Origin of the sequence: Bradyrhizobium sp. SZCCHNR1017 (assembly GCF_032381375.1) — a bacterium.
Lineage (GTDB): Bacteria > Pseudomonadota > Alphaproteobacteria > Rhizobiales > Xanthobacteraceae > Bradyrhizobium.
Map to the genome: position 1 here is coordinate 39,417 of NZ_JAUHIR010000021.1, position 26,088 is coordinate 65,504.

Below are 26,088 nucleotides of genomic sequence, written 5' to 3' on the forward strand. Positions count from 1 at the left end.
TATGGCTCCTCAACTCAAAGACTGCGCTGGCTGACGCTTGCTTGGGGCTTGTCGGCCTCGTCGATCTGGCTGAAAGGCGCTCTGGCCGGCTTGTTGCGCGAAGGCTGCTCTTCGCGCTGCCAGATCACGATCGTAACGCCCATGATGATCAGCAGGCTGGCAAGAACCGTGCGCAACGCGAGCTCTTCCCCCTGCAGGATGAGAGCTGAGATCAGCGCGACGACGGGAATGAGAACGAGGCTCTGAGATGCGATCCGCGCCGGAATCGAAGCTAACGCATAGTACCAGGCAACGAATGCGAGGCCGGTCGCTACGATACAGTTGAACGCGATCGGGAAGGCGAGAGCTGAAAGGCGCTTGACCTCGAAATGCGGCTCAAGGACGGCTGAGGCCATCATGACCGCCATCCCTGCCGCTGCGAGCTGGAATGTAGTCCGGCTCCAGACGTCGATATCGCTGTGAGCTCGGTTGGCGAGCCAGGTTCCCAGGGCCCAGCAGATGGCCGCAATCAGCAGCAGGGCAACCCCTTCCGCGTTGTCGAAAGTCATTGGCGCAGCCGTTGGCCCGAGGCCATTGGCGCTCAACAACATGATGCCACCAAGCCCGCTCCCGATCGCTGCAAGCTCGAAGCCGGTCTGCCGCCTTCCGTCCAAAGCCCACTCAATGATCGCAAGCCAGAGCGGCATCGTATAGAAAATGAGAGCACTTCGGCCGACGTCCAGATATTGGAGCCCAACGAGGCTCAGGCCCAGCCCGCAGGCCATCTGCAGCATGCCCACGGCAATCAGGTTGAGCCGTCCGCGATCGCCGATGCGGAGCTGATACCCCAAGGCAAGGCGCGCCACCGCGATCGCCACCGCGCCGCCGATAAGACGCAGTCCTGTAAAGAACAGGGGCGGCGCGATCTGCAGCGCGTCCTTTATGACGAGCCAGTTCATACCCCAGATCAGGATCACGAAGATCAGGCAGAGGGCTGCCGAAGCAGACGTCTTGCGGACCATCACATCGTTTCCCCTTTAGCCGGCAGCTGAAGGTTCAAGAACGTAGCGCCCCATGGCGTCCTGGAATCGGCGCTTGTTACCGACAGGCGTATGGCGGGTGGTCACGCGCGGAAGCGTTGCGGGATGGGAACGATTGATCTTGCAAAGCAGGAAATGCGGGCCCCGCGTCGTCGCACAGTGCTCCATTGCTGTCAGGATGTGCCCGGCTTCGGCACAACGCACCGACGAGCGATAGCCGCAGGCGGATGCGACAAGATCCAGGGACGAGCTTCGTGACGTCGAGGCCTGGCCACCGGTGGACGCATAACTTTCATTGTCGAGCACGACATGGATGAGGTTCTGGGGTTTGGTGTGGCCAATCGTGGACATGACGCCCATGTGCATCAACGCCCCGCCGTCGCCATCCAGTGCGAGCACGGGACGGTTGGGCATGGCGATGGCGAGGCCTGCCGCCAATGCGCTGCAGTGTCCGAGCGAGCCCTGCATGTAGAAATTCTCGGGACGATCGTTGACCCGGAAGAGCTCTCTCGTGATGAAGCCGGTCGTCGAGACGATCGACGTGGTCGGATCGAGCCGCTCGCAGATCAGTTCGATCGCCTCTCCCGCGCTGAGCGGGTAATCGAGCGGTGCGTCGGGGGTCGCCCCTGCGGCGCTCGGCGTGAGCTGGCCCTTTCGCAACAGCACAGCAAAAGGTGCCTCCTGCCGATGCGCTTCAGCGGCGCGGATGAGAAGCCGATCCAGTCCGCCCGTCGTTCCGTCGAACTCGTCCCAGTCGATGGCGAGCTGATCGAGGATCGCCTTGGTCGCGGCACCCATGAAGATGTGCTGCGGCTCATCTGCGCTCTCGTCGGGATGCCCTCGCACCGAGATCAGCAACAGGACCGGGATCCTGTTGACCATCAACAACGAGGTGAGTGGATTGACGACGTGACCAAGACCGGAGTTTTGCAGCGCGACGACGGCTCGCTGGCCGGACAGCGCAGCGCCAGCGGCGAGCGCCACCGCGCTGCCCTCGTTGGCCGCGGGTACGTCGGTCAACGCGCTGCTTTCGGCCGCCCTCTCAAACAGGTCAGCGAAGTGCGAGCACGGAACGCCCGAGAAGAACGTGTAGCCTGCTGTACTCAATCTCGATAGGAGAACGCTCGTCGGCACGGACATGTCTCTGCTCCTGCACAAGGGCATTGGGAGCGGCTCTGCCGCCCCCAATGAATCGACGTCCTGTGACCTCAACTGAGTTTCTTCGCCACGATCAGGCTGCGGTTGCAGAGCGATCTGTGGTACTCGACCTGCCCGAAGCCGGCCTGTTCGAGCATCCCGCGCATGTCTTCAAAGCTGTAGCAGCAGCCTTCGTAGCCCGTGGTCAGGAGCACCGAATATTCAGCTTCGGCGGCCGGGGCCGGACGCCCGCCGCGATCGTCGGGATGGCAGCTGTAGACAGCAATGCGGCCACCGGGCTGGAGGCTGCCGTGGGACTTGCGCATCAGCAGGCGGACCTTCTCGGGTCCCCAATTGTGAAGAACGTGGGAATAGAGATGAAGGCTTGCATCGCGAGGCAGCGGGTCGACAAACATGTCGCCAGCGACGATACGGACGCGGTCGGGATAGAGACCCCGCGCGATCAGACAGGATCGCGCGAGCTCGTCGACCGGGGGGCGCTCGAAGATGGTCGCGGATAGCCGAGGATAGCGCATCAGCAGATGAGCGGAATAGACGCCGGAGCCGCCGCCGATGTCGAGCATGGACGTATCGCCGCTGCAATCGAGCAGGGTAGCGAGATGCGGGGCAAAGATCCGGCCGCGCTCCTCCATGCCGCGCGTGTTGAGGTCCGCGAACTCATCCGTCTGCATCAGATCGTCCCAGCTGGTCGTGTCGCCGCGCGCGACATGCCAGGTGTCGGAGCCGTCGTTCCGCAGGACGTCGTACAGCTCGCGAACCGACGACTTGTACTTCATTGTGGCGATGTAGGAGGCGACATTCTCGTCGGATCGGCCGCTGAGATATCGGACGGCTTCGATGGTGGCGTGAAGTTTTCCGCCTTCGCGGGCAATCAGGCCCCAGGATTCGAAGAGCCTGATCATTGTACGTGTCGGCCGGTCACGAAGCGAGAAATGCTCCCGCAGTTCGTCTTCAGAGACGGGATGACCGTCCAGATAGGTGAACAGGTCGAGCCAGGATACCGCTGCAATGTAGAGGTCGGCGGCGTATGAGCTATCCCGCCACTTGATGACCTGGGCAATGTCGGGGCGGTCGACCTGTGAGACATCCGTCGGTGTGTCGATGCGAGATGCGAGTGCAGTCGGGGTCATGAGTCTGATCCTTTACGAGAACGGCATGAGTTGTTCGGTCAGTCTGGCTGGCCTGACGCGGCATTCACGAGCAGGTATCGGGCCTCGGCGCGCGCCAGCTCGTCGTAGTGAAACAGCGAGAAGACATCCTCGAGGGTCGCGACCTCAGCCTCGATCCCGGCGATGCTCTGCTCGGTGATGATGCGCTCGCAGACATTGCGCATCGCGCTTGTCGCGGCGCGCATCGAATGATTGGCCCAGATCACGGTCGAGATGCCGGCAGCACGAAAGGCGGACGCGGGGGTCCGGTAGTATTTCGTTGGGACGATCACGACGGGGAGGCGGTTCTGCCAACCATTGGCGAAGGCGAAAATCTCGTCCGCCGTGCTCTTCCGGGAATGAATGAGAATGGCGTCCGCTCCGGCGTCCGCATAGGCGTGAGCGCGGTGAAGGGCCTCGTCCATGCCATGGCCGGCGATCAAGGCCTCGATGCGGGCGACGAGGACGAGTTCGTCTCCAACCGCATCCTTCACGGCACGCAGACGCCCGGAAAATTCGCCGGCATCGGCGAGCGGATGACGATCGCCGACGAACGAGTTCATCTTCGGAAACTGCTTGTCTTCCAAGGCCACACCCGCGGCACCCCGCTGACGGAGCTTGTGGGCCAGAATGCGCGCGTTGTTGAAATTGCCGAAGCCGCTGTCACCGTCGACGAGAACGGGGAGATCAGTCGAATCGACCATGCGTTCGACGACGTCGATGAGCTGGGTCCAGGACGCCTCACTTGCATCGCGATAGCCGAGAGAGCAGGCGATCGACAGGCCGGATGCCCATAGGCCCCTGAAGCCGGCGCGCTCGGCGACGGCGCTTGAGAGCCCATCATGGGCCTCCATCAGAAAGCTCAGATCTCGATTGCAGCAGATCTGCTCGCGGAGCACTGCGGCGCGAGTGGCGAGTTCCGGACGATGATCTGCAGCATGACGAATCGATTGCGGTCGCGTGAGCATGCAAGGTCTCCCTTCCCCGTGCGGGTCTGTCATCAACCACCAGTTGACAGTTTTGCGATACCGGGATCAATTACTAACTCTGGTAGTCACACCAGCGCATAGGTTCCGGTGGGGAGGGCAAGGGAGGCGATCTCGCCGAGGGCGAGCACTGCCGGCGAGCAGGCCCGGGTTCGTGCTGGCAAGGGGAGGACCGCGGCCCTGCCGCGTCCGCTTGCGCCGCCGGGAAAGTCGCGTGCCTGGAGGGAGGGCGATGGCCGGCCGCTACCTAAGCTTGTAGTAGCGGCGCGGACCGATATGCGTTCAACTGGTTGCTTCGTTCGGCATCCGGTCAGCCGTTTGGCGGATCTGATCCGATGACGATACATCAACGGGCGCCAGAGACGCTGGCGCGCTGCCGCGTTCGTATTGAAGATGGCGTGGATCCGATGACAACCATCCTTCTGGACGATCATGGGCGGGCTTGGGATGCTCATTCGCCGGTTTTGCGGCGATTCCTGCAATGCCCGGTGTCAGATTTTGATTTCTCGTCCTATGTGGTCGACAATCTGGGATTCGTCGCTGTCACCATGATCGACAGTCGATCGGCCCGGATCCGGCTCAGGCCGAGGACCGCCTGCGGGATCAGCATCGCTTCGGCGCTATACTTCATCGCGGATAGGGCCGTGGAGCGAATCATCGTTGTGAAAGCAGGCGATGAAGTTGTCGAGCGCATGTTCCCGAGGGTCAGCCAGGCGATGACCTATATCGGGGATGAGGTCGCGCGAGCCCGCCTGCATCTGTCGCCGGTGTTCAGAAGCCGTGAGTTGCCCATCACTGCGCTTGCCAAAGAGGCAGAGCCTCTTGCGGTCCTGTTCATGCGATGGCTCGAATGTGATCAGGGCCGCGACAATACCGAACTGAAGGGCCTCCTCGATCTGCAATCGCTGCAGCGCTTCGTCATCATCGAGCCTGTCGACGGCCGGCTCATTTTCGCTGACATCGGCTCGGGGTTTGAAAGCTTCGGCAGAACCTGGCAACAGCATGCACCGGGATTGCCGCTCGAGGAGCAGCCGGACTATCATTACGGCCAATGGGTCCGTGGCGTTTACGACCATGTGCTTCATACAGGCAAGCCGCTCTTCGACGACGTTGATGCCGTCATCCGGCGCCCGCACCGAAATGACAGGTTGCGGGTGCACTACAGGCGCCTCATCCTTCCCTGCGGTTCGATTGGCTCCAGACCAGCTCGGCTTGTCGGTGCGTCGCTCGTCGAGAACGTTGCATCAACCCCTTGATAGCTGCGCGATGCAGTACGAGGATGATTGATGCACCCCTGATGGCGAGTGGTTGAGTGCCGTCTTGCGAGCTTTCCGGCTGTTGAGCGGCCCGCTTGCAATGCGTCAATTGTCTTGAAACCTGGCAGTTCGTGCTTGGGTCCGCAGCAACGCGGCGCGGCATGGCTTGGCTCAATTCAGGCGCGACATGTCGCAGCCGTCTGCTCAACCGGAGCTTTTGATTGCGCCGTCCCATGATAGGACGGAGGCGTTCAGCGCTGGCCAAGTGAGGCGAACAGGCGTTGGCTACTCGCGTAAGACGGGTGGTGATGATAGTGCACGCAGCAATAGGCCGCACTGCGGACGCCGGACGAGCTTTCTGGCCAGTGACTCCGCCGCTGGTGTAGGACCACCAATTTCGGTAGCTCGCCAAGCGCAGGCTTGCGTGGCATGAGTGGGCCAAGCTGGCCGAGCGCAACCTCTTTCGTCTCGGCACATCGCGTGAAATGAGCCGGCGTCAAAGACAACGCCGTTTCCTGCGTCGCGATGCGAGCTCTCCGCATTGCGTCGTGACGGGGCTCTGGCAGTCTGGGACCTATTGATGACGGCCTGAAACAGATATTGTATTGATGTTGATACGACTGGGCGATATCGTCTCACGTCGAGAAGGAGAGGCGGACTTCGTCCGCTGGGTGCACGTCGATCCCTTGCAACCGATCGGCTGTCGGCGACCTTCCACCGACCGTTTTCGGCCTGGAGTTCGGTGATGTCTCTTGATGAAACCCTGCGGATTTTGGCAACCGTCGAGCCAGGTGGTCTGAGGCTCGATGAGCAAGCCATCGAAAGCAATCCCGACGCCGTGCTCGTTGCCCTCGGACGCAGCTTTGAAGCGCTCTCCGCAGAACTCGCAACTCTCCAGCAGCAAGATGCGCAATCAGCTGCGGCCACCTGGGATGCAAACTCGCAGATCTCCGCCGTGGTGGTGCCCGGTGTAGAGCGCATCGAAGCGGTCTTGAGCTCGCTTGACCCGATTGAACGCGCCATCATGGCGATTCCGGCCAGAACGGTCGTCGGCCTGGGGGTGAAGGCGCGGCATGCTGCACATGTGCTCTCAAATTACTGGGCGGACGTCCCCGAGAGGCTCGACTGGGATGCCCGGACCGTGCGGCATCTGATCGAATCCGCTTGTTCAGTCGCCGGTGTAGAGCTGAGCTAAGGTCTTTGCTGCGGGCCGTCTTCATCATGGAGCGGTGCGATGGCCTGTGGCGACAGGCGTGTGCCGGCGCTCTCGCCCCTATGGGGCGGCCAAGTAGGTCGATTGGGCAGCGAAGCTTGTAGGCCTCAGCGGCGCTGCGCAATGAGGACCTGCGATTCAATGACTTCTACGATGCCGCCGGCGGTTGCGAATGGCGACATCTCCATCGTCAATTCCTGCGCGAGCTGACCTTCGAGGACGCCCAGCTGTTCAGGCGAGGAGGTCGACATCGATAGTGCGCGATCGATCAGACGAGCGACAGGCACGAGACGCTGCTCAATGACACCAATTCTGGTGAGCTGACCGAAGCGCGACTCCAGCAGGATCGGTTCGTGACGTAGGCGCTCGGGTGCGAAACCGACACTCTTGTTGGTGAAGCGATCGACGACGTCCGAGTAACGCTTGTACCAGGCGTTCTGTGGGACATCGGGACGTACGTCATTGAACAGCAGGACTGCGCCGTCCTCCTCGATCAATGGGTCGAGCTTTCGCAGCGTATCGGCGCGATCCATCCAATGAAAGGCGCGTCCAATCGCCACGGCGCGAAAGCGGCCGAGCTGCGGGCTGAGGTCGAACGAGCTGCCTTCGATCAGTTCGATCTCAACGGCCGCCGCGTTGGCGATCGCCTGAGCAGCCTCCAGCATGGCAGGCTCCGGATCTATTCCGATGACCTTGCCGACCAGGGGCGCAAATGCGATGCCGAGCCACCCTGGTCCACAGCCGAGATCCATCAATCGGTGGTCCTTGGTCAGACGAAGGTGATCCGCCACGACTTGGATGAGCGCGGGTGCGTAATTCGGTCGCCCGGCCACGTAGTGAGGGACCGTCGATTGAAAGCGCGGGAATGCTGGAGAGGCCGGTTCGGACGTCATCTGTATCGTTCGACAGCCGTGCTGAAGCTCATGTCTTGTGACGCCTTCCGGTGTGGGCCGGTCCGCCCATGGCGCGGCCCCATGAGATCGTGAGCGCTTCTCCTTCGCACGCACACCGAAATGTCAGTTTGGACGGGACGTGCTCGGGACTTGGCGCGCTTGCAGGCAGGCTAGAAGTCTTTCAATGGCATGCGAAGCTCGTAGGTTGCAGGTGGAGCCAGCAGCTCGAAGTGCTGAATCGGACGTCCGGCGCTGTCGAAATGAATGCGCACCACCTTCAAGAGCGGTGCGCCTATCGCGACATTGAGGCGTGCTGCGACAATGGGGTCGGCTGCAGCTGCCGTCACAATCTGCTCGCCAGATGTGAATGTGATGCCGAAGCGCTGCAGAATCGCATAGAGCGACCCTCCTTCCATGTCTTCAGGACCAAATTGCCGTCCGATCGCTTCCGGAATGTAGGTCGTGACCTGCATGATTGGCCAGTCATTCATGTAACGGATGCGAACTGTGCGCTGGAAAAGGTCGCCTGGCTGGGCTTGGAAGTGCTCGCGAACGTGACGAGGGGCCGCCTTGAACTCGAACTCGACCACGTGAGCTCGCGTTGTGCGCACGATCTCCCTGTTTCGAGCAGCGAGGTCCATCATCGGCACCGTGAGAGGCTCTGGCTTCGAGAGCTCCCGTACGAACGTGCCGATACCCTGGCGGCGTTCGATCAGTCCGAGCTCATCGAGAGTGTCCAAAGCTGCCCGAATCGTCACGCGCGAGACGCCGAAGAGCACAGCCAGATCCGCCTCCGCCGGCAAGACTTCTCCTGGTGCATAGCGGCGTTCTGCAATTTCGTCCTGCAGGACCAAGAACACCTGATGATGAAGCGGTATGTCGCGCCGCCGTCTTGCAAGGATCGCGGGCCGTCCTTTTGGGCGCTTGGGCTTATCTGTCGGACGCGTCTTCGGCGCCGTTTTCTTGACGGCCGAAGCAGAAGCGTTCGAATGCTGCGGAGCTCGCGGCGCCACCACCTAGCCTCGATCCCACAGTGCCGCGGGCGTGTTCATCGGCTCGAACTCTCCACGATGCTATTTCGATGCTAGCGTCTGGAGAGCCTTTTCGACGAATCTGTTCGTAAATGTCTCCGCGAGATCGACCTTCACGCCACGCAATTGTGGGTCGACGGTCGACAACACCTGAAATGCGATCCCCGCGCCCTCGGCGCTGAACCGGCCATCGGGCGAAAACATGTCTCGGGTGCCCCGGATGGAGGCGAGAAAGATGTTTCGATCAGGTTTGGCCCATTCCTCCGGGAGCGCATCGGCGATCTCGTCGACGGACGCGCGATCAATCCACTGCAGGGCGCGCACCATCGCGAGAACAAAGGCCTGGAGCGTATCGGGATTGCGTTCGATGAAGTCCGACCGCGCGTAGATCGTCCCTGACGGATAGAGACCGCCGAAAATGCCGATGGTCCCTTCGTTGGTGCGAGTGTCCGCGACCAGTTTGACGTCACCTGCTGATGTCAGCGCCGTAAGCGCCGGCTCACCCGTGACGACCGCATCCACAGCGCCATTGCGGATCGCTGCTACGGCACCTGTGCCACCTCCGACACTGACGAAGGAAATGTCGGCCGGAGAGACACCAGCTCGCAAAGCGATGTACTCCACCATGAACTGCGTTTGGGATCCTAATGCCGTGACCCCGATCTTCATGCCTCTCAGGCTGCTTGGGTCGCGATAGTCCGCAGCCTTCTCCTTTCGCAGAGCCAATGCGAAGGTCGGATGCCTGCCAAACAGCACAACCCCGACGATTTTCTGTCCCTTGGCATGCATCTGAATCGTGTGGTCGAAAGCGCCAGCGGTGAGTTCAGCACTTCCTGCCACCAGAGCCTGGAGCGCCTTGGATCCGCCGCTCACGTCAAGAAGCTCCGGGTCGAGGCCCGCGTCCCTGAAGAAGCCAAGGCGCTCGGCAAGTGTGACCGGTGCGTATTGTAGGAATGCCTTTCCGCCGATCGTGACTCTCACTCTGGTCGTCTCGACAGAGTTGCCCGCCCAGGCCCAATTCGCCGAGCCACACAACGCCAATAGCGGAAGCCCGAGAAAACTACGTCGCTGTAACACTGGCCGGGTCTCGCGAGCGTTGAAAGAATGCGTGCCGGCAGTGAACTTTTCTCACGATCCGATCACATTCGAATCATACGAACGATCATCCGCACGAGCAAGGCAAAAGCTCGCCGAGGTTGCACAAGTCGAGTGCACGCGGAGCGATAATCATCATAAACTGCGACCAAAAATTGTCGAAAGTAGTTGATCAGCATTAATTATGGCCGGCGAGTCGGCCGCGCGATTGCGCTGAATCAGTTCGACGCACTGAGAATGAGCCGGCGACGCTCGCGACTTGCAAAGCACACGTGTCAGATATGCATGTCGCGCAGATGCGCAGAGCGCGGAGGGAGTGTCATTCGACAACGCGGCCGCTGCGACAGTCGACGGGGCAGTTCTGGAAGGCTACCGCTTTCTATGCCGACGTGTCGATAGCGGCCGGGTCTCCGCGGTGCATTCACGACCACGAGCCTTGCGGCCGCCGCTCGACGGTCAATCATAGATTGAATTGCAAGATCGTGTTCGCGGACCGCAAACGGAGGGGGAGCCTGGAGTCTGCCTGAAACAAGGCTGTTGAAAGCGCCGTCTATTGATCCCTCCACAGGCAAACTCAAGGAGCTTTGTCCGCAATGCAGAACCATACGCGAAAGTTTGACGGTCTCGCCGACCTTTACGACGGCTAGCCGGCCGACTTATCCGCCTGACGTTCTCGTTGCCGTCGCCTATGCTGTCGCCGCAGGTAATGGTCCGGCATCGCTGTTTCGATGTCGGCGCAGGTAACAGAATTTCGATGCGTGCACTCATTGACGCCCTGTCTGACTGGACCGTGCAGACCGCCGAGCCCAACCCCCACATAGCTGCACGTGCGGGTGCGGCGGGACTCGAAGTCACAATCGCGCCCGCTGAGGCTCTGCCGATCGAGCCAAACTCCGTAGGCCTGGCCACGGTGGCGCAGGCATTTCACTGATAGGCCGCGCTTTCTCGTGAAGTGCGCCGCGTCTTGTCGCAGAACGGGGTGCTCGCCGTTATCAACAACAACCGTCGGACGGAGGAGTGTGAGGCTCTCACGGCAGCCGAGCACTTCATCGAGGCCCAGAATCCGGATTATTCGCGGCACTATTGGGATCTTGATATCGTCGCTGAGATCGAGGCTTCCGGCAGCCTCGACGAGATCCAGCGCCGAATGGCCTTTGGTGGACTCGCCCTTGCCAATGATGACCAACTACTGCGTCGCCGCTTCGCGCAGAAATGCCTGATAGGCGAGCCCGACTCCCACTTCCAGGGAAGTCGTCGCGCGCCAGCCGAGCTCCGTCAGGCGGGAGACGTCGAGAAGCTTGCGTGGTGTGCCATCCGGCCGCGACCGGTCAAAGCTGATGCTGCCCTTAAAGCCTACTACGGCGGCAACCACGCGGGCGAAGTCGGCAATGGTGATATCCTTGCCAGTGCCGATGTTGACCAGCGCGGTGTCGGAATAGGTCTTCATCAGGTGCACGCAGGCATCCGCCATGTCGTCGACATAGAGGAACTCGCGCCGCGGCGTGCCGGTGCCCCAGACCACGACCTCCGGCGCATCCGCGAGCTTGGCCTCATGGAAGCGGCGGATCAGCGCCGCGACGACGTGGCTGTATTCGGGATGATAGTTGTCGCCCGGACCATAGAGATTGGTCGGCATGACGTTGATGAAGTCGGCGCCATATTGGCTGCGATAGGCCTCGACCATCTTGATGCCGGCGATCTTGGCGATCGCATAAGGCTCGTTGGTCGGCTCCAGTGGCCCTGTCAGCATCGCGTTCTCGCGCAGCGGCTGAGGAGCAAGCTTCGGATAGATGCAGGATGAGCCCAGAAACATCAGCTTCTCGGCGCCGTTCACGTGGGCAGCGTGAATGACATTGGTGGCGATGGCGATGTTGTCGTAGATGAACTCCGCGCGCAGCGTGTTATTGGCGACGATGCCGCCGACCTTGGCGGCCGCCAGGACCACGACTTGGGGCTTCGCGCGTGCGAACCATGCGAACACCGCGGCTTGATCGCGCAGATCGAGTTCTCGGTGTGGCACCGTCAGAAGCTCGACGCCCTCGGACGACAAGCGGCGTATCAATGCGCTGCCAGCCATGCCGCGGTGACCTGCGACAAAAACGCGTTTTCCAGAAAGATGAAAGCGGTAGGACACGAGTTACCCTCTGACATGCAGCATCAAAATCGTCTTCGGTCTGATTTTATGGCATAGCAGCACCGGCGATCCAGGTCGATGACGGTGACCGCCCACACATTCCCATTGTGCGGAGCCAGCCTTCGCGTTGCCATGTCTCCAGGCTCGGACGGGGCGTTCTGCTGCACGAGTCCAACAGCGTGGCCAGACTCCGGCTGACGATTTCCGGACTCCGGGTTGTGTTCGAATGGTGGTTCGGAGCACATGGCGCAACGATGCTGCCCGACGAGCCTCGCCGCCGCGTCCGGCGCCCGGCTAACGGAACCGGAGCCGTCAACTACGGAGCGCTGATCTCCGAGGCAGTAATGCGGCACGAGATTGCGGCACGCAGGACGAACTCTGTGAAGCGTTTTTGCCTGCATGATCGTCGCCAAATGGGCGAAGTCGAGAAGTATGCCGGCAGCAAGCAGCGATCTGAATTCTCCACTCCTCTAAAGTCTCCCTCCAACGGGTCGCAACGATGGCGCTGTCGTCACGAACCGTCAGATGCCATTGGCGCGTTTCGGGCCACGACGACCCGGCGACGCAATCTTCGAGCAGCCGGTGACATTGCGACAGCCAGCGTCCTACCCTTCTTCTCGCGCGAAGATCGCTTGATCGTCAACGGCTGAATCAGCGTCACTAGATGGTCCGGATCAAGATCGTGGTAGCAGATCTATCGCAAGGCTGCCGGCATCGATGTGGGTGAGACACTGTTCCAACGCAATCGATATCGGCTCACGGAACTCTCTCGCTCCGTCTGACCGGGCGCCTTGTCCCGACATGGGCAGGGCCGTGCGGACGCCAGCAACGTTGCGGTTGGCCAGTTGGCAGTTCTTGCGGGGCCGGGTTCAACAGCTGAAACTGTCTCCGCCATTCGGCCGGCGGGTTTAGAACGCGACCGTTGCGGGGTGATACAAGTTGATCGAGACCCTTCAGTCCATTCCGACGATCGAGTTCGTCGCGGCGGCGGCTCGAACAGGCGGTGCCGAGAATCCGCCTTAGCGAGGACGAGAAGGCTAGCTACCAGTAGGAAGTCGGCCCATCTCAGGCCAAGCTTGTGGAAGCCCACAACCAGAACAATGTCGATCAGGACTCACCCAAGCTGAGAACCGCGGGATGATCGGAGCCGCGACTCCAAGCTTGGAGGCTGCATGCACCGAGAAGTTGCAGCGCCCCAATCTGCGTGCCGATTTGGCCTGAGACAGGTTAAGTGTCCTGCTGTACTGGATCGGAGGCGCCATTTCCCGGAGGGGATAAATTTGCACCGCTCTCAACGATGCTATAGCCACACTCACTTAGCCAATCGAGTACCCGGTCGGCCGTATTGTAGTCCCAACCAGGGTACGACCTCGCGATGATGTCTCTCGGAGAAAGTCGGCGGAGGGCCAACGACGGTTTCGCAGAGTTTCCGACCATTACAAACACCATACTAAATTTGTCTCATTATTACGCAATTCGGCATTTCTTAACTAGTGAAAAAAATCAACAGTTGAGTCGAAACTGGCATCAGCTCAGGGCTGCTCCCTCGAAATGCGGGAGGCGCAGGTCCGAGCGTCGCGCCGCGTTGCGCGTAAAAGTTGTTTGCAGTCTGTGTGCTCTGGTGTTGACCTCACGAGCTTGTTCAAGCGCGTCGACCATGAAGGTGACAAAGTTCGTCCTGCGGGTGCGAGGGGATGCATGGCCTTGCTGCGCAAGCGGATTGGCCCGGTGCGTGCGTTGATCAGGCTGGAGGCCGCCCATTGGGGGCATTCTGAGCCCAACTGTTCGCTGAATTGCCGAGGCGGCGCAGGGCCAATATCCGCCATGAAACCTTCGAGGTCCGGCGGCCGAAGCACGTACCTGTCGACATCGAGGTGGTTGAATGGATGGCTTCCAGTTCTGGAATTGCGTCAGATCGGAGAGTTGCGGCCGCGCAGTCACAAGCATCGAAATGCAGCAGGTCGCTGATCGAGCAACGCGGCTGCTTCCAGCGTCAGCGCAAAGGTCAAAGCAATTTGGACCCGTGCCGCCACCAAAGGATCAACGTTCGGACTCCTCATCCCCCTCTGCATGAGGATCACCAACGATTCCAGCAGCGCCTTATAGCACGAGCCGATGTGAGCGGCCGAGCCAACGGCAGATCCATAGCCTGCCTTTCGGGATTTCTAGCTGGCGTCCCGATCATCAGTGAGGGCGATAGTCAAACGACTGCTCGGGAGCCGGACGCCCCTTGCAAATCTGTTGCGAGACGATCACTGCGATCGGCCTGATCGCGCCAGGAGCCGTTAGCTCCCCTGTCTTCGCCAGATGCACCGCTCTTTCCCGCGCGCTCGGCTGAGGGAGGGATCTGCTCTTTCAAGTCATACCGATCTTTCGAGTCATCCCAAGCGTCGCTATCAAGCAGTCGGACGGCGTACAATAGAACCGAAATCCCCACTATCGCCGCCAAAGCAACAAGCGCCCAAACCATTCCGGCCCAACCATAAACCGATGAAATATGGTGAAACAGTACCTGTTCACGAATGCGAAATCAATCCCAGCGTGAGGAGTAACCGCAAGGCTACCAGACCGATTCCGAGGCAAGCGGAATAAATACAACCACAGGTCAAACGTGAGCGCGCAATCTGCGCAGCAGCAGCCCGGCACAAAACGGAGTCCCGATGCCCAGCTCGCCCTTAGCGTGTGGTCTGCGCATCGAACTACTTCAGATCCGCGTCCCATTGAGTGGTTTCGCTGGCATGGTGGGGCGCCGGGCTGGTCAGCCTGCCACACCATGGGGTCGTCGCTTAAAGGCGCGATGGTTCCATCGTCATGTAACGGACGCGCTGGACGGCCACGCGTCGTTCTGCTCGAGCAAGATCGCGCCGACGAGACGAACGATAGCGTCCTCGTTTGGGAAGATGCCCACGACCTCGGTGTGCGCTTGATCTCGCCGTTGACCCTCTCGATTGGATTGGGCGAGTGCAGCTTGGCGCGGTGCTGCGCCGGGCGGCTCATACAGGCGAGCTCCGCCTCATCCATGACGGTTGCGAGCTTGGGCGCCTTGGGATTGAGCTGATCGGCGACCTTGCGCCATTGCGCCCTGGCCATCGGGCCACTATCCGGCCCAATATGATGGACTGTTGAAAGTCCGAAAGAACAGAAATTTCAGATGAGACAGGGCGAGCCTCACCTTCCGGGGTCAAGACGTTTTATCCAGAAACTACTTGGTAAGCTCAGCAAAGGTGTTGAGGTCGACTTGGTGTGCTCGGGTATCGCGGCCTTGAAGCTCGGCATGCTCGGAAATGCCGTAAGTGAAGAAGCTTACCTTTCTAAATCCGATGTGCTCAGCGATAAGTCGGAGCTCTTCCTTCGCATAGAAGTGAATGTGGTCCCAAAACGCATAGGCTTCGAACTCACCTTCACGAATCCTTGTCTCGGTCGGTGGCGAGTAGTGGCGGTGTAGAACTCCCTCCAGCCCAGGAAAGCTGAAGCGCATCACGCCTCCAGGCTTTAGTGTCCGATAGATCTCAGCTATTACGAAGATCGAGGCGGCTTGGGGGAGATGCTCAAGCATATCCTCCGAATAGCCGAATCGAACAGTGTTGTCGGCGAACGGGTGTTTGTCCAGCAAGTTGACCTGATAGTAGGCTGGATGGTCGTGCTCGAACAGGTCAATGTTGATCCAGTCGTCGAGGATCGTGCTGCCGCAACCGTAATTCACCTTCAGATCGTTTCCCTCGATTGTCTTCCGGAGGGCAGCACGAGATCCCGCCTTGGTCCAGGCTCCAGAGTCCGGCTCATAAGTATACTGTTTGTAGGCCCGGATCTTGTCTTCCCAATAAGGAATTTGCGACAGCCGGCCCAGAAGACCCTGTTGCGAAACAATCGCTGGTTCAGCTGCCGGCTGGCGGATCCGTGCAGCAACGTTGACGAGTCTCGGCGCGATGAGGCGCTTTAGGTATCGTGTCGCGCGTCTTAGCATTGGTTCCTCTTGAGCCGCACCCAGACGGATGGACGTAGGAATCGTGATAGCCAAGTAACGAGGGAAGGGCGTTTAATCGAATGACATATTTACAACTGCGGCGCAACGATCGGCTTGGCCCGAGCGCCAGGCGATACTCCGGCGTGGGTGGGCAGTCTCGCAACCCAGTCTTACGGCGATCCTCGCAAGCGCAAATGTCCCTGGAGGTCAGCCAACAGCAGCGTGCCGAGGGCAATCTGTGCATCGAAAAGCCCGCCCATGATCATGTTCAGTAGTTCTGGAGGACTTGCCAGCAGCGTCTCGACGCCTGCCTCGGGCGCGAATCCTGGGATCCGGGCTTCTGTCTCAATGAAGAAGGAGTGTACGCGATTGCTGAGGCGACCTGCATCGGTTTTGTTCACTCCGAGCAAATGGACGGCCCTGCTCGGAAATCCAGTTTCCTCAAGCAGTTCTCGAGCCGCTGAGCTCGCGGCTTGCTCTCCAGGATCGATCAGACCCGCTGGAAGCTCCAGAGTGAAGTCCTCAACCGCCGGCCGGTATTGCCGAACCAGCGGCACCAGACCCTCGGGGGATATGGCGAGAACGACAACGTAGTCGAACGTTTCGACTGAATGGTACGTTTCGCTCGCAGTTCCTGAAGAAAACTCGACTTCGCGAGCCGTCAAAGTCACCCATGGCGAGATCCTGCTCTTGGATGTGCGTGTTATTCTGGGCCATGGCTCAGGACGGTTCATTGTCGCTCCTTGCAACGCCGAGGCATCAATGAATCTGGATGCCAAGACGGGTCGGGAAGGTTTGGGAGCCTCGATGGAGGTGGAGCCTATAGCTGTTGAAGTGACGCGGCATATCGGTAGCTCGCCTGCAATATGGGGGTGGCTGCCGGCGCCAGGTCACCCAGCCTCGCTCGCCGTGTCGCGCCCCATCACCGTCACCATTCCTACTTCAACATGTCGAGCGACAGTCGAGGCGACGGTCGCGCTCGCCTCCGCGAAGGTCTCGTAACCGTTCAATAATTCAACGATTGCCTGGGCGATTGCATGCGGGGATGGAGTTGCTTCGAGGGCGTTGCATCCCACGTTCCAGTCGGAAAGCGAACTGCCACTCAGGAACACGAAGGGCCTCGAACTCGAAATTGCGTCACAAACGACGCCCGACCCTCGTATCGCATAGACAGCAGGATCATGCAGCAGGAGCGCTGCGTGGGCCTGCTTCCAGCTCCATACGTATTCGTCCGGATCCAGATGGAGTGGCAATGCTTCTATTTGAACCTTACCCGCCCTGCTGCTTGGATGGCCCTGAACACGCAGGACGACGTCTGGGTCATGCGCGTTGAGCTTTGCCGCGAGCGCCTGCGCCGTCGCGTTCAATAGTCTAGCTCCCTTGTCCGAGCGAGCATGACCCGCCATGTATAGAATGAACCTGCCATTCACCGCGGGAGATTGCTGGGCCGGCAGGTCAGTGGGGTGAGGTAGCAACTCGACAGGCTTAGGCCAGATTTCGCGTATCGCGCGTGCGAAGGCGGGCGTCTCTGCGAGTAGATCCACGTTCTCAATGGCCCCTGGGGACTCCTGGAGACGCTTTAAGGCTGATCGCCATGTCGGATCGCTTGGATGGCAGCCCACATCATCATACATCAGCCGCACGACAAAACGAGCCTGACCGCGATGCGCCTCAAATTGCTCGGCGGTTGCGATGAGAAGCTCAGCGTCGGCAGACGGCAAGAATACGGTGTCTCCGGGCTCGGGCTCAAGGGTGCTGAGAAGTTCGCCGAGTTCAGGGGCAATGATCGAGCGGAGTTTGCTCGCGTCTGCGCCAGCGACCGTTAGAGTAGGTGCGTCAGGAGCATGAGAGCCTCTGCGGCCCCTAATGAAGCGTGCTATAGGCATGATCGCGCCTGCGCCGAGCGAGAACGCGGTCGTGACCGTGGGCCCGTAACGGCGAGATCGTGATACGGTATCGCGATTATGTCTGAATACTCGCAAGATATCGCCGCCGCCGAGATGCTGCGATCCGTTCCATCCCTTCCCAGCGGCTATCAGCGGGCGTGTGTCGCCCATGAGGGTTGCAAACCTGGACGTGGCAAACGCGTGGTGACCACGTTCGTTGATCAAGTTTGGTTCGATTATGATGGTCCGTCCTCTCACGGTCCCTAATCTCCCGGCAATATCGAGACCTCATGCTCAAGCGGCGCTACGGCTGCTCTTCCGTTTGCCGCTTCCCTGCGCCCAGGGTGTATTCAACGCATTTTTCCAGAAAGCGGGCCATGGAGCGGTCCGCTCTCGTGGCCTCGATCCTGCGACAGATTGCATCAAAGAGGTTCGGATCGAGCGCGATACGCTTGATAGCATCAGACAGCGCAGCAGCGTCGACGCGCGCCGCGAGGACGCCGTTAACGCCATCCTGTATCTGCTCGATCAGTCCGCCGACCGGAGTAGCTATGACCGGGATCCCGGCCCCCAAGCTGGTGGCGGCGACGCCGGATTGGCTGGCTTCCATGTGGGAAAGAACAACGGCATGATAACGAGACAGTATCGCTGCGATTTCCCGCTCTGTAAGCCAGCGATTTATCACTTCAGCGCCGAGTGCGGCGAGACGCCGTTTGTTGTCACCAAGCGCGCCCTCGCCGAAGACTCCTAGTTCGACCTGAAAGCCTTCTCTGCGTAAGGCCTCGATGGAATCGAGAAGCAAGGTTAGTCCCTTGTAGGGCATGATGCGACCTAGGAACGCAAGCCTGATCGGCTTGCCTTCGGTGAGACTGATCGTCCTCCGCTGCGCGCCATAGTCGAGATCTGGATGAAACAGCGTGAACAATTTGTGCTGAGGGACGCGCCGGGCCGTCAGGAGTCTCTTCGTCACTGCGTCGCTCAGAGTGAGGACCGCATCAGCTTGCGCAATCGTCCGATCGAGGAAAGGGTCTATCAGCGCCGACCTGTAGTCACCCGGGTGGATTTCCGCATCGTGAATGATTGAAGAATAGAGAACTCCATGCGGCTTCAAAACGGAGAATACGACGGACGACCAGACGTGGGGCATGAACTCAATCACGGCCTCAATCTTCCGATTGACAATCTCGCGCGTGATGCGGCTCCGCAGCATCGGAATGCGCCAGGCTTGGCCGAGAGCGCCAAGATCATTGGAAAAGGTGTCCACGGCGACCAGGCGGTCTTCAAACTCCAAAAAAGCCGCAAAGCTCTCATTTTGGCGAGATATGGATATCGTGGCGTCGATTGAAGGACATGAGGTCGCTACGGTCGCCGCTTCCTGTACGAAGCGGGATAGTCCGCGCCGCCCCCAATAGACCAGCATGATGCGAGCTCTATCAGACCTCTCCAACATGGCTAGCTGTCGCCTTGAGAACGTGACCGAGGCCCACGTGATGCGTGTTGAGCGCCGGGCCCACCAGAACTCGGAGAGCAGCCTGTGGCTTTGACCGGATCCAGCCACGTCATGCGAGAGCACCGCGTGCCCATAGTTCGGCAAGTGTGAGCTTGTATTGAAAGTCGATGGGGAAGCTTCGTTCCTCTCGGCGCAAGCGATCACCATCAATGACGCCGTGCGACACGAGCATGCTTTCGTTTCTCCAAAGCGGTCCGTGTCGTTCGATCAGCTTCATCATCCATTGTTGGACTGGAGGTGTGAAGCCCTGCTTGGGTCGCTGGCTGACTTCATCTGGCAGCAGATGACCAAAGGATGACAGCAAAAGCCATTTGTGCGGCTTCTCGAAATCCTCGAGGCCGCCGTGACGCATAGCGGATACCGCGTTGATGAGGTCGATGTCCAGGAACGGCACGCGCATTTCGATGGAGTGGGCCATGCTCATACGGTCGAGCAGCGTGAGGCAGTTGCAGAGGAGCCAGGTCCTCGAAAGCGCCTCCGTCACGGCTGGACCGCTGGGATATCCTTCAATCGGCCGAGTGCGCGCGAGCCAATGATTGGGTTCGACCGAAGAAGGATCGGCGAGAAGTGAGCGTGATAGCGCGGCTGACCGGCCGATTTCCTTTAATGGAGCCAGAATGGAGGTTTCCCGAGGGGCGCCACGTCCGAACGTCCGGCGTGCCCATTCTTTGATTCCTCCATTGTCGCCCTTCTTACGATGCTCCGCGGCTGCATTGCGGACCCACTCGTACCCCCAAAAGAACTCGTCTCCGCCCATGCCCGAAAGCAGAACCGGCACCTTTGCGGCTCGGGCTGCGCGGCAGACCTCGAAGTACCCATATGCTGCTATGTCGGCGATCGGGGTGTCCATCGCTTGCACCAGCTGCGGGAATTGCTCGACCATTTGGTCGACATCAATTTCCACTTCCGTGAATTCGATGCCGAGAGAGCGCGCGAAGCGCTGAGCGATCAGCCGTTCGTCCGTGGGTGGTCGTCCCTTATAGCCGATCGTGAAAGCATGAATCTGGCCGGGATAGTGTTTCGCCGAAATGGCGGCGACCAGGGACGAGTCGATCCCACCCGAAAGTGCAACGCCTACCGGAACATCGGCGCTCCCCATCCGCCGGCATGCCGTATCCAGCAGGTCTCTCACCTGCGCAACCGGATCTGGACAGTGAATAGCCTCGACGTCGAGCATACTCCAATAGGGGCGCGGTTCCGCAGAGAGCTGCTTTGGCGAAAGAGTTATCAGATGACCTGGTGGCAACTGATGAACTCCCTCTATCAGGGAGTTCGGCTCCAAGCAGTACTGAAAGGTCAGAAACTCGTGCAGTGCCACTGGGGAGATGCGCCGTTGCGCTGCTGGCACGAGCCGTAGCAGCGGCTTCAGCTCGCTGCACCACCAGACTCGCTCGGCACCGTCGTCTCGCCGGTCTCGCAACATGTAGAGCGGCTTTTCGCCCAGGCGGTCGCGCCCGAGCACGAGCCGCCCCTTGCGATCATCCCAGATGGCAAAAGCAAACATACCCCGCAAATCTGCGATGTAGTCCTCACCTTTGTCCTCGTAGCCGTGAACAATCGTTTCCACGTCTGAGTGGGTTCTCAGATCGTGGCCGCGAGCCTGAAGCGCGCTGCGTAGCTCGTGGTGATTGTAGATTTCGCCGTTGCAAACCATTGCAACTGACCGGTCCTCGTTATAAAGCGGCTGTCCTCCTCCTGCCAGATCAATAATCGACAGGCGTCGCATGGCCATCGCCACGTGGGTCGATGCGAACAGTCCATCGGAGTCCGGGCCACGATGATACAGGGCTCCATTGATCTCGCTTAGTAGAGCGAGCTCGCTTTGCCGAAGTGGAGCACTGCAGATCACGCCGCTGATGCCGCACATGAGTTTAGTCCCCCATTTCCGCCGTCCGAAGATCGTTCGCTTCAGACGTGGTTGTCTCGCCAGCGCTCCGCGCGGCCAGAAAAAAGTTCACGCAGTGATCGTGGGCTTGCCGCGTGTCACGCCGGCCTTCCCTTCGATCGCAATAGCTCGTTCGACAAGGTCCACGAAGGATCGTGCAGCGGCGAGCCGCTGCCGGAGGTTTCGCTCCTGGGCACGTCGTTCCGAAGCAGGATCGGGACCGTCCGGGAGTTCGCGCCAAGCGCTCGAAAGCGTTTCCGCCAGAATTGCGTCGTCGTCAGGTGGAAAGAACCTGACCGGCAGACCCTGCTCGCCTTCGAGCTGCTCACGGTGCACGGGAATATCAGAAGCGATGATTGGTCGTCCCAGCGTCTTTGCATCTTCAACGACGGTACTCCAGCCCTCGAAGAGGGATGGTTGAAGAACCAGCGTAGCGTGGCGGAAAATCTCGATCTGGTCAGCTCGAGGAACCAGTCCCAATCGCAGTATCCTGTCTTGAAGCTCGGATTTGGCGATGAACTCGAGTAATTCAGGTACATATTCCTTGTCGCGATAGTCGTCTTCCCGGCCCGTGCAGACGAGTACCAGATCCGGGTGCCTTGCCTTCAAGCGACGCAGCGCCTCGAATGCAACTCGGTGGTTCTTGTGGGCCCAGAATTGATTTGCGATGTAGGCGTAGCGCCGGGGCAGGCGGTATTGCGTGTGTGGATTGCGACCGCCCCGCTCATGATCCGTGATGACAGAGCAGAAGCGCCAGACATGTGGCTCGACCTCAGGATTCGGGCAGAGATTGAGGAAGTCCCTCTTGGCCATTTCACTGCTCAGGACCAGGACGCCAGGCTCGGAGGCGATCAAAGCGATGCCACGGTCGCGTGCATCGCGCTCATCCTCAGTAAAGAAATGAGGCAGGTGCACATGTTGAAAATCAGGTATCCATCGGATCGCCGGAACGCCCTGCACCTTCCCGCCAATTGTAGGATAGGTGGCATCCAGCTTCTGCCAAGCCGGATCTGGCGGAATGTAGGTTTGCAGAAACTTCCTATGGACACGGCGCCAGAAGTGGGCGATCGCGCCATGCCTGCGCGGGCGCCGGTCCCGGTCGACGAACGGAAAAGAGCGCAGTTCAACGGCGAGCGGCATCGCGTCGTCCGGTACGCCGAGCAGCCTGACCTCCGGTCTCTCCGCTTCTGGCAGGCTTTCAAGACAGTAGACGAGATTGCGAATATAGATAATGCCGCCCATCCACTTGGGATCGGTGATCACGTCGAGCCCGATCACCCGGGTGGGGCGCTTGCCGCTGCTTTGGCCGATCATTCAATTCCTCGGTGCCGTAATGGGCAATTACTTTGATCGCCGGGCAACGCGCCACCGTCGTATCCCGCCGAGCCAGCTCCCGCCGGGGGAAGGCGACGAAACCACCTGGCTTGGCCCAAGAAATTCCGAGTAGACCTTTTCACGTGTCGCAATCTGTTCCGGCGTCCCTTCATGCTGTCCCTCCGTGCAAGTCGCGCACGGCGAAAGCTTGGGACCATAGCGAAGCAGCTCCTTTCGCCATTCCGCCATCGCCTGGCTGGCATAAGCCGCAAAAATCGTTGGAAAATCTGTCAATTTTCCAATTGCATAGCGTTGGGTATGCTCTGCAAAGTCGACGAACATCTGGCAGCAAGGGAATAGCGTGCCGTCGTAGGAAACCGTAAAGTCATTGAAGGGACGGGAGCACGGCGCGGACCGGCTGAACGCGCCGGAGCTCAGTCCGACGGATTCCGCCCGGTTCGATCCCAGGGTGTAGTAGTTCGTAGCAAAGACATGGATCGGCAATTTTTCGATATTGACATGACCCTGCATCGTCTCTCCGGGACGTAGGATGTCGACCTTTATGGCCTTCTGCAAACGTCGGGAAAGGTCGTTGAAGCGCGTCGCTGCATAGGCATCGTCGTACGGCTTGCCGGCCGGGGCATGGATGGAAATGTACAGTTCGGACAGGCCGGCTGAGATCAGTTCGCGAACATAGTCGCGATCCAGATAGTCTCCGTTGCTACTGAAGTATATGCGGGCCGCCGGCAACAGCTCTCGAGCGCGCCTGATGCGATTGAGCAGCAGCGACTTGTCTGAAGTTGGCTCGTTATACAGATTTAAGCACAAGCCCTCGTCATAGGAGATTTCTGCGAGGTCGCGCAGGATAAGTTCATAGGTATCGTGAGGCAGCAGTTTGTTGGTCGAGGCACGATCGACCTTCGACACGGGGCAGTAGGAGCATGCCCGATTGCAGTGTGATGAAATTTCGACAACGACGTTGCGTACTGACCTTCGAAACAGCTCTCGCGCCGCTTCAGCGCTCGTCGGCGCGAAAAAGTGGTCCCGCGCGAAATGGTCCAACGCTTCGTTCATGAGCTGACCTGGTCAAGATGAAAATCTGCATCGAAGTGAACGACGGCATTCGGGTCCGAGTAGAGGAACTTGTCGCTTGGATTGAGGACGACGACGTTTCCACACTTGAGCGCGAGAAAGAGATGAAGTCCTGCATGGCGCGTGATCGCGGCGATGTTCAAATCGTAACTTCCCGGCCGCAGATTTTGCGCTGGAACGGAAATCCTCAGACTATAGCGACCTGGCATCACGCGTCCGACCAGAAGACCTTGCTCGTGACTGTCGATAGTGCAGATATTTCTATAATGTGCCGCATCGAGCACGGCGCGGATGACGAGGTCATCGATAGCTGAATGAACCGTCACATCCATGACGATGTCGAACGGCTCCTTGAAGTGCAGCTCCTTCTTGGCCGCATTGCCGTCCTTTGCGACGATCTTGATATTGTCGCAGACAACGTCGCCGGTGCCGGAGATCAGCTCGCTCGCGCCACCCGGACCGGGAAGCGCACTCTCCCGAGTACGGGCGGCGTTGCGAGCGTTCTGATCGTCATAGGCGCGGATCACCCTCTCGATTTCGCCGAGGACCTTCACCTCGCCCTTGTCCATGAACAGTCCGCGATCGCAAACCGCCCAAATCGCTCCAATGGAATGCGAAACCAGGACGATCGACGTGCCCTTGCGCTTCAATCCAAAGAGGTAATCATAGCACTTCTTCTGGAAGTTCAAGTCACCCACAGCGAGCACTTCATCGACCAGCAGCACCTCCGGCTCGCTCACGGCAGCCACCGCGAAACCGAGGCGCACCTGCATGCCGCTCGAATAATGCTTGACGGGCATGTCGATGAATTGTTCGAGCTCAGAGAATGCAACGATCTCATCCATGTGGGAGCGGATCTCCCGCGGAGAGAGTCCGAGGAGGGCGGCGTTTATGTAGATGTTTTCGCGGCCGGTGAGCATCGGTGAGAAGCCAGCGCCGGCCGCAATCAATGCGCCAACACGTCCGCGCAGCATGACGCGACCGGCATCCGGCTTGTAGATGCCAGTCAGGATGCGCAGAAGGGTCGTCTTTCCACAGCCGTTGACCCCCATGATGCCAAGGCTCTGGCCGCGTTCGAGGGTGAAGCTGATGTCCTTGACGGCCCAGAACTCCCCGTCACGCAACAGGCTCGAATCGCTGCCGGCGCCAACAAGCCGACCGAGGCCGTCACGAAGGCCGTGTGCCATCGATCGGCGCAGCGACAGGCCGAACTTCTTGGAGACGCTCTCGGCGCGAACTGTCCAGTCCTTATCGCTCACAACTGTCTGCTAACCTTTGGTGGTAAGGATGCGGGTGTACACTGCCGGAGGGAGGCATAAAAGCGAAATGCAAAAAGGGCAGCCGGCCGACCGGTCTGCGGAGCCGACCAGTTCGGCAGCCCCTCACTTGATGTTCGCGCCTTTGTTGCCCGTCCGCCACCATGCGGCATAGGCGGCAAGCCCATCTCTCAAGCTCCAACGATGCTCGAAGCCCAGGCTTCTTGACCGTGTGGCCGAGGCCTGCAGGTGGTTCGGATCGCCAACGCGCGAATTTCCATTGAATCGGATCCGACAATCGACTCCCAATGCGCGGGCAAGCTCACTGGCAATGGACTCAACACTGGATGCGACGCCAGTTCCGCCATTGACGATGAGGCACTGCGACGTTGCGTGCTGGGCCGCGATGAACCCGAGTTCGGCTGCGTCCTCCACGTACAGCATGTCCCTGGTCTCAGCCCCCGTCCCAAAGAGGGTAATTTCGTCGGACGCCTGCGAGAGTTTTCCTGCGACGTCCCATAGCAGCTGCTTCTGCAAGCCGGGACCGTACAGAGAGAAATAGCGGATCACGGCCGTTTTCAAGCCGAATGAGTGTGACGCCGATCGACATAGCAATTCGGCACAGAGCTTGTGTGCGCCATAGGGCGATACAGGAGCCAGCGAAGCGTCTTCGGCGATCGGTCCCGGCGCGGCGCTGCCATACACTGCCGCGCTGGAGGGGAGCACGAACACCGCTTCCGGCGCTGACCTGCGCAACGTATCAAGCAGCAGCGCGGTGCTGTCTACCGAGAGACGGAAGTCTCGGTAAGGGTCCGCAAGCGATGCGCCGATTGCGCCGCTGCCCGCGGCATGGAATACGACGTCGGGGGGGCCGACAAGCTTCAGGAGCTCCTTGATCGCTTCGTTGTCGATGATCTTCTCGATCCAGGCAGCCCTGCCTGAGACTTTGGCGAGAGGGAGTGTGGCGATATCGACATCGGCAGCGCCGCCAAGCCCAATGCCAGCAATATCCCAGCCCCCCGCCGCAAAACGCGCGGCCACATGTCGGCCCAGGAATCCACGGGCGCCGGTTATCCAAACGAGTGCCATACGTCAGAATTGCTCTTAGAGGTTCCGAAAAGGGATCGTCTCTATCGAATTGATCGCCACGGTTAAGACGAGAGGGCGCGCGCCCCTGGGCGCAGGGTCAGCTCGGACGCTTGTGCGACGGCGAAACCCGTGGACGCGGAGGGCATTTTCTACTTTCAC

Annotated in this window: 21 protein-coding genes and 1 pseudogene; 3 read left to right on the forward strand and 19 right to left on the reverse strand. The window is 59.9% G+C overall.

The features are described 5' to 3' along the window. Positions 1 to 14: 14 nt before the first annotated feature. The 4 genes from QW863_RS32345 to aepX form a co-directional block, all read right to left on the reverse strand. Positions 15 to 1,001 carry a DMT family transporter gene (locus tag QW863_RS32345; protein ID WP_315716402.1) on the reverse strand — a complete coding sequence of 329 codons (987 nt, stop codon included), beginning with the start codon at positions 999 to 1,001 and terminating at the stop codon, positions 15 to 17. A 15-nt stretch (positions 1,002 to 1,016) separates the two neighbouring features. Further along, the gene (gene aepY, locus QW863_RS32350) at positions 1,017 to 2,159 is read right to left on the reverse strand and encodes a phosphonopyruvate decarboxylase (protein ID WP_315716401.1); all 1,143 of its coding nucleotides are present in this window, start codon (positions 2,157 to 2,159) and stop codon (positions 1,017 to 1,019) included. Between the two features lie 68 nt (positions 2,160 to 2,227). Then, positions 2,228 to 3,307 (reverse strand): methyltransferase, encoded by a 1,080-nt coding sequence (locus QW863_RS32355; RefSeq protein ID WP_315716400.1) that lies wholly within the window; start codon positions 3,305 to 3,307, stop codon positions 2,228 to 2,230. Between the two features lie 38 nt (positions 3,308 to 3,345). Then, a complete protein-coding gene (aepX, locus tag QW863_RS32360; protein WP_315716464.1) occupies positions 3,346 to 4,224 on the reverse strand; it encodes a phosphoenolpyruvate mutase in 879 nt (292 codons plus the stop codon). 422 nt (positions 4,225 to 4,646) lie between these two features. Between aepX and QW863_RS32365 the strand changes: the two genes are divergently transcribed. Together QW863_RS32365 and QW863_RS32370 are read left to right on the forward strand one after the other, a co-directional pair. Further along, complete coding sequence (locus tag QW863_RS32365; protein ID WP_315716399.1) at positions 4,647 to 5,567, forward strand: hypothetical protein; 921 nt, start codon at positions 4,647 to 4,649, stop codon at positions 5,565 to 5,567. A gap of 745 nt (positions 5,568 to 6,312) precedes the next feature. After that, positions 6,313 to 6,762, forward strand: a complete 450-nt coding sequence (locus QW863_RS32370; RefSeq protein WP_315716398.1) for a hypothetical protein — start codon at positions 6,313 to 6,315, stop codon at positions 6,760 to 6,762. Positions 6,763 to 6,887: 125 nt separating this feature from the next. Here QW863_RS32370 and QW863_RS32375 read toward each other — a convergent pair whose 3' ends face one another. The 9 genes and pseudogenes from QW863_RS32375 to QW863_RS32415 all read right to left on the reverse strand — a co-directional run bounded on the left by QW863_RS32375 (position 6,888) and on the right by QW863_RS32415 (position 17,264). Continuing rightward, positions 6,888 to 7,673 (reverse strand): class I SAM-dependent methyltransferase, encoded by a 786-nt coding sequence (locus QW863_RS32375; RefSeq protein WP_315716397.1) that lies wholly within the window; start codon positions 7,671 to 7,673, stop codon positions 6,888 to 6,890. Positions 7,674 to 7,843: 170 nt separating this feature from the next. After that, entirely contained in the window at positions 7,844 to 8,689 is an 846-nt protein-coding gene (locus QW863_RS32380; RefSeq protein WP_315769767.1) for a GntR family transcriptional regulator, read from the reverse strand. A 57-nt stretch (positions 8,690 to 8,746) separates the two neighbouring features. Next, positions 8,747 to 9,685: an ABC transporter substrate-binding protein gene (locus tag QW863_RS32385; protein ID WP_315769768.1), complete on the reverse strand. Its 939-nt coding sequence runs from the start codon at positions 9,683 to 9,685 to the stop codon at positions 8,747 to 8,749. Between the two features lie 757 nt (positions 9,686 to 10,442). After that, on the reverse strand, positions 10,443 to 10,985 hold the full coding sequence (locus QW863_RS32390) for a hypothetical protein (protein WP_315769769.1): 543 nt from the start codon (positions 10,983 to 10,985) through the stop codon (positions 10,443 to 10,445). Further along, a complete protein-coding gene (locus QW863_RS32395; RefSeq protein WP_315716394.1) occupies positions 10,986 to 11,933 on the reverse strand; it encodes a GDP-L-fucose synthase in 948 nt (315 codons plus the stop codon). 2,778 nt (positions 11,934 to 14,711) lie between these two features. After that, positions 14,712 to 15,020, reverse strand: a pseudogene (locus QW863_RS32400) (transposase); the annotation flags it as partial. Positions 15,021 to 15,135: 115 nt separating this feature from the next. Next, positions 15,136 to 15,897 (reverse strand): class I SAM-dependent methyltransferase, encoded by a 762-nt coding sequence (locus QW863_RS32405; protein WP_315716393.1) that lies wholly within the window; start codon positions 15,895 to 15,897, stop codon positions 15,136 to 15,138. 170 nt (positions 15,898 to 16,067) lie between these two features. Beyond that, on the reverse strand, positions 16,068 to 16,568 hold the full coding sequence (locus QW863_RS32410; RefSeq protein ID WP_315769771.1) for an NUDIX hydrolase: 501 nt from the start codon (positions 16,566 to 16,568) through the stop codon (positions 16,068 to 16,070). A 219-nt stretch (positions 16,569 to 16,787) separates the two neighbouring features. After that, positions 16,788 to 17,264, reverse strand: a complete 477-nt coding sequence (locus tag QW863_RS32415; RefSeq protein WP_315769772.1) for a hypothetical protein — start codon at positions 17,262 to 17,264, stop codon at positions 16,788 to 16,790. Positions 17,265 to 17,507: 243 nt separating this feature from the next. Here QW863_RS32415 and QW863_RS32420 point away from each other — a divergent pair, with 243 nt between their 5' ends. Further along, positions 17,508 to 17,723, forward strand: coding sequence for a hypothetical protein (locus QW863_RS32420; protein WP_315769774.1), 216 nt, complete (start codon positions 17,508 to 17,510; stop codon positions 17,721 to 17,723). Positions 17,724 to 18,087: 364 nt separating this feature from the next. Here QW863_RS32420 and QW863_RS32425 read toward each other — a convergent pair whose 3' ends face one another. The 6 genes from QW863_RS32425 to QW863_RS32450 form a co-directional block, all read right to left on the reverse strand. Beyond that, complete coding sequence (locus QW863_RS32425; protein WP_315769776.1) at positions 18,088 to 19,203, reverse strand: glycosyltransferase family 4 protein; 1,116 nt, start codon at positions 19,201 to 19,203, stop codon at positions 18,088 to 18,090. 139 nt (positions 19,204 to 19,342) lie between these two features. Continuing rightward, on the reverse strand, positions 19,343 to 21,160 hold the full coding sequence (gene asnB / locus QW863_RS32430) for an asparagine synthase (glutamine-hydrolyzing) (protein WP_315769778.1): 1,818 nt from the start codon (positions 21,158 to 21,160) through the stop codon (positions 19,343 to 19,345). An 87-nt stretch (positions 21,161 to 21,247) separates the two neighbouring features. Further along, the gene (locus QW863_RS32435; protein WP_315769780.1) at positions 21,248 to 22,492 is read right to left on the reverse strand and encodes a glycosyltransferase family 1 protein; all 1,245 of its coding nucleotides are present in this window, start codon (positions 22,490 to 22,492) and stop codon (positions 21,248 to 21,250) included. Positions 22,493 to 22,519: 27 nt separating this feature from the next. After that, a complete protein-coding gene (locus tag QW863_RS32440) occupies positions 22,520 to 23,566 on the reverse strand; it encodes a radical SAM protein (RefSeq protein WP_315716387.1) in 1,047 nt (348 codons plus the stop codon). Next, positions 23,563 to 24,843 carry an ABC transporter ATP-binding protein gene (locus QW863_RS32445; RefSeq protein WP_015664002.1) on the reverse strand — a complete coding sequence of 427 codons (1,281 nt, stop codon included), beginning with the start codon at positions 24,841 to 24,843 and terminating at the stop codon, positions 23,563 to 23,565. The genes QW863_RS32440 and QW863_RS32445 overlap by 4 nt, the downstream gene beginning before the upstream one ends. Positions 24,844 to 24,966: 123 nt before the next feature. Further along, complete coding sequence (locus tag QW863_RS32450; RefSeq protein ID WP_315769783.1) at positions 24,967 to 25,929, reverse strand: NAD(P)-dependent oxidoreductase; 963 nt, start codon at positions 25,927 to 25,929, stop codon at positions 24,967 to 24,969. Positions 25,930 to 26,088 lie beyond the last annotated feature (159 nt).

Excerpts from the sequence above, each read along its gene's own strand:
- QW863_RS32450 (WP_315769783.1), bottom strand. The coding sequence starts at position 25,929 with ATGGCACTCGTTTGGATAACCGGCGCCCGTGGATTCCTGGGCCGACAT.
- QW863_RS32420 (WP_315769774.1), top strand. The coding sequence starts at position 17,508 with ATGGCAGCCCACATCATCATACATCAGCCGCACGACAAAACGAGCCTG.
- QW863_RS32375 (WP_315716397.1), bottom strand. The coding sequence starts at position 7,673 with ATGACGTCCGAACCGGCCTCTCCAGCATTCCCGCGCTTTCAATCGACG.
- QW863_RS32370 (WP_315716398.1), top strand. The coding sequence starts at position 6,313 with ATGTCTCTTGATGAAACCCTGCGGATTTTGGCAACCGTCGAGCCAGGT.
- QW863_RS32435 (WP_315769780.1), bottom strand. The coding sequence starts at position 22,492 with ATGATCGGCCAAAGCAGCGGCAAGCGCCCCACCCGGGTGATCGGGCTC.
- asnB (WP_315769778.1), bottom strand. The coding sequence starts at position 21,160 with ATGTGCGGCATCAGCGGCGTGATCTGCAGTGCTCCACTTCGGCAAAGC.
- aepY (WP_315716401.1), bottom strand. The coding sequence starts at position 2,159 with ATGTCCGTGCCGACGAGCGTTCTCCTATCGAGATTGAGTACAGCAGGC.
- QW863_RS32365 (WP_315716399.1), top strand. The coding sequence starts at position 4,647 with ATGACGATACATCAACGGGCGCCAGAGACGCTGGCGCGCTGCCGCGTT.
- QW863_RS32440 (WP_315716387.1), bottom strand. The coding sequence starts at position 23,566 with ATGAACGAAGCGTTGGACCATTTCGCGCGGGACCACTTTTTCGCGCCG.
- QW863_RS32405 (WP_315716393.1), bottom strand. The coding sequence starts at position 15,897 with ATGCTAAGACGCGCGACACGATACCTAAAGCGCCTCATCGCGCCGAGA.
- QW863_RS32425 (WP_315769776.1), bottom strand. The coding sequence starts at position 19,203 with ATGCTGGTCTATTGGGGGCGGCGCGGACTATCCCGCTTCGTACAGGAA.
- QW863_RS32355 (WP_315716400.1), bottom strand. The coding sequence starts at position 3,307 with ATGACCCCGACTGCACTCGCATCTCGCATCGACACACCGACGGATGTC.
- QW863_RS32345 (WP_315716402.1), bottom strand. The coding sequence starts at position 1,001 with ATGGTCCGCAAGACGTCTGCTTCGGCAGCCCTCTGCCTGATCTTCGTG.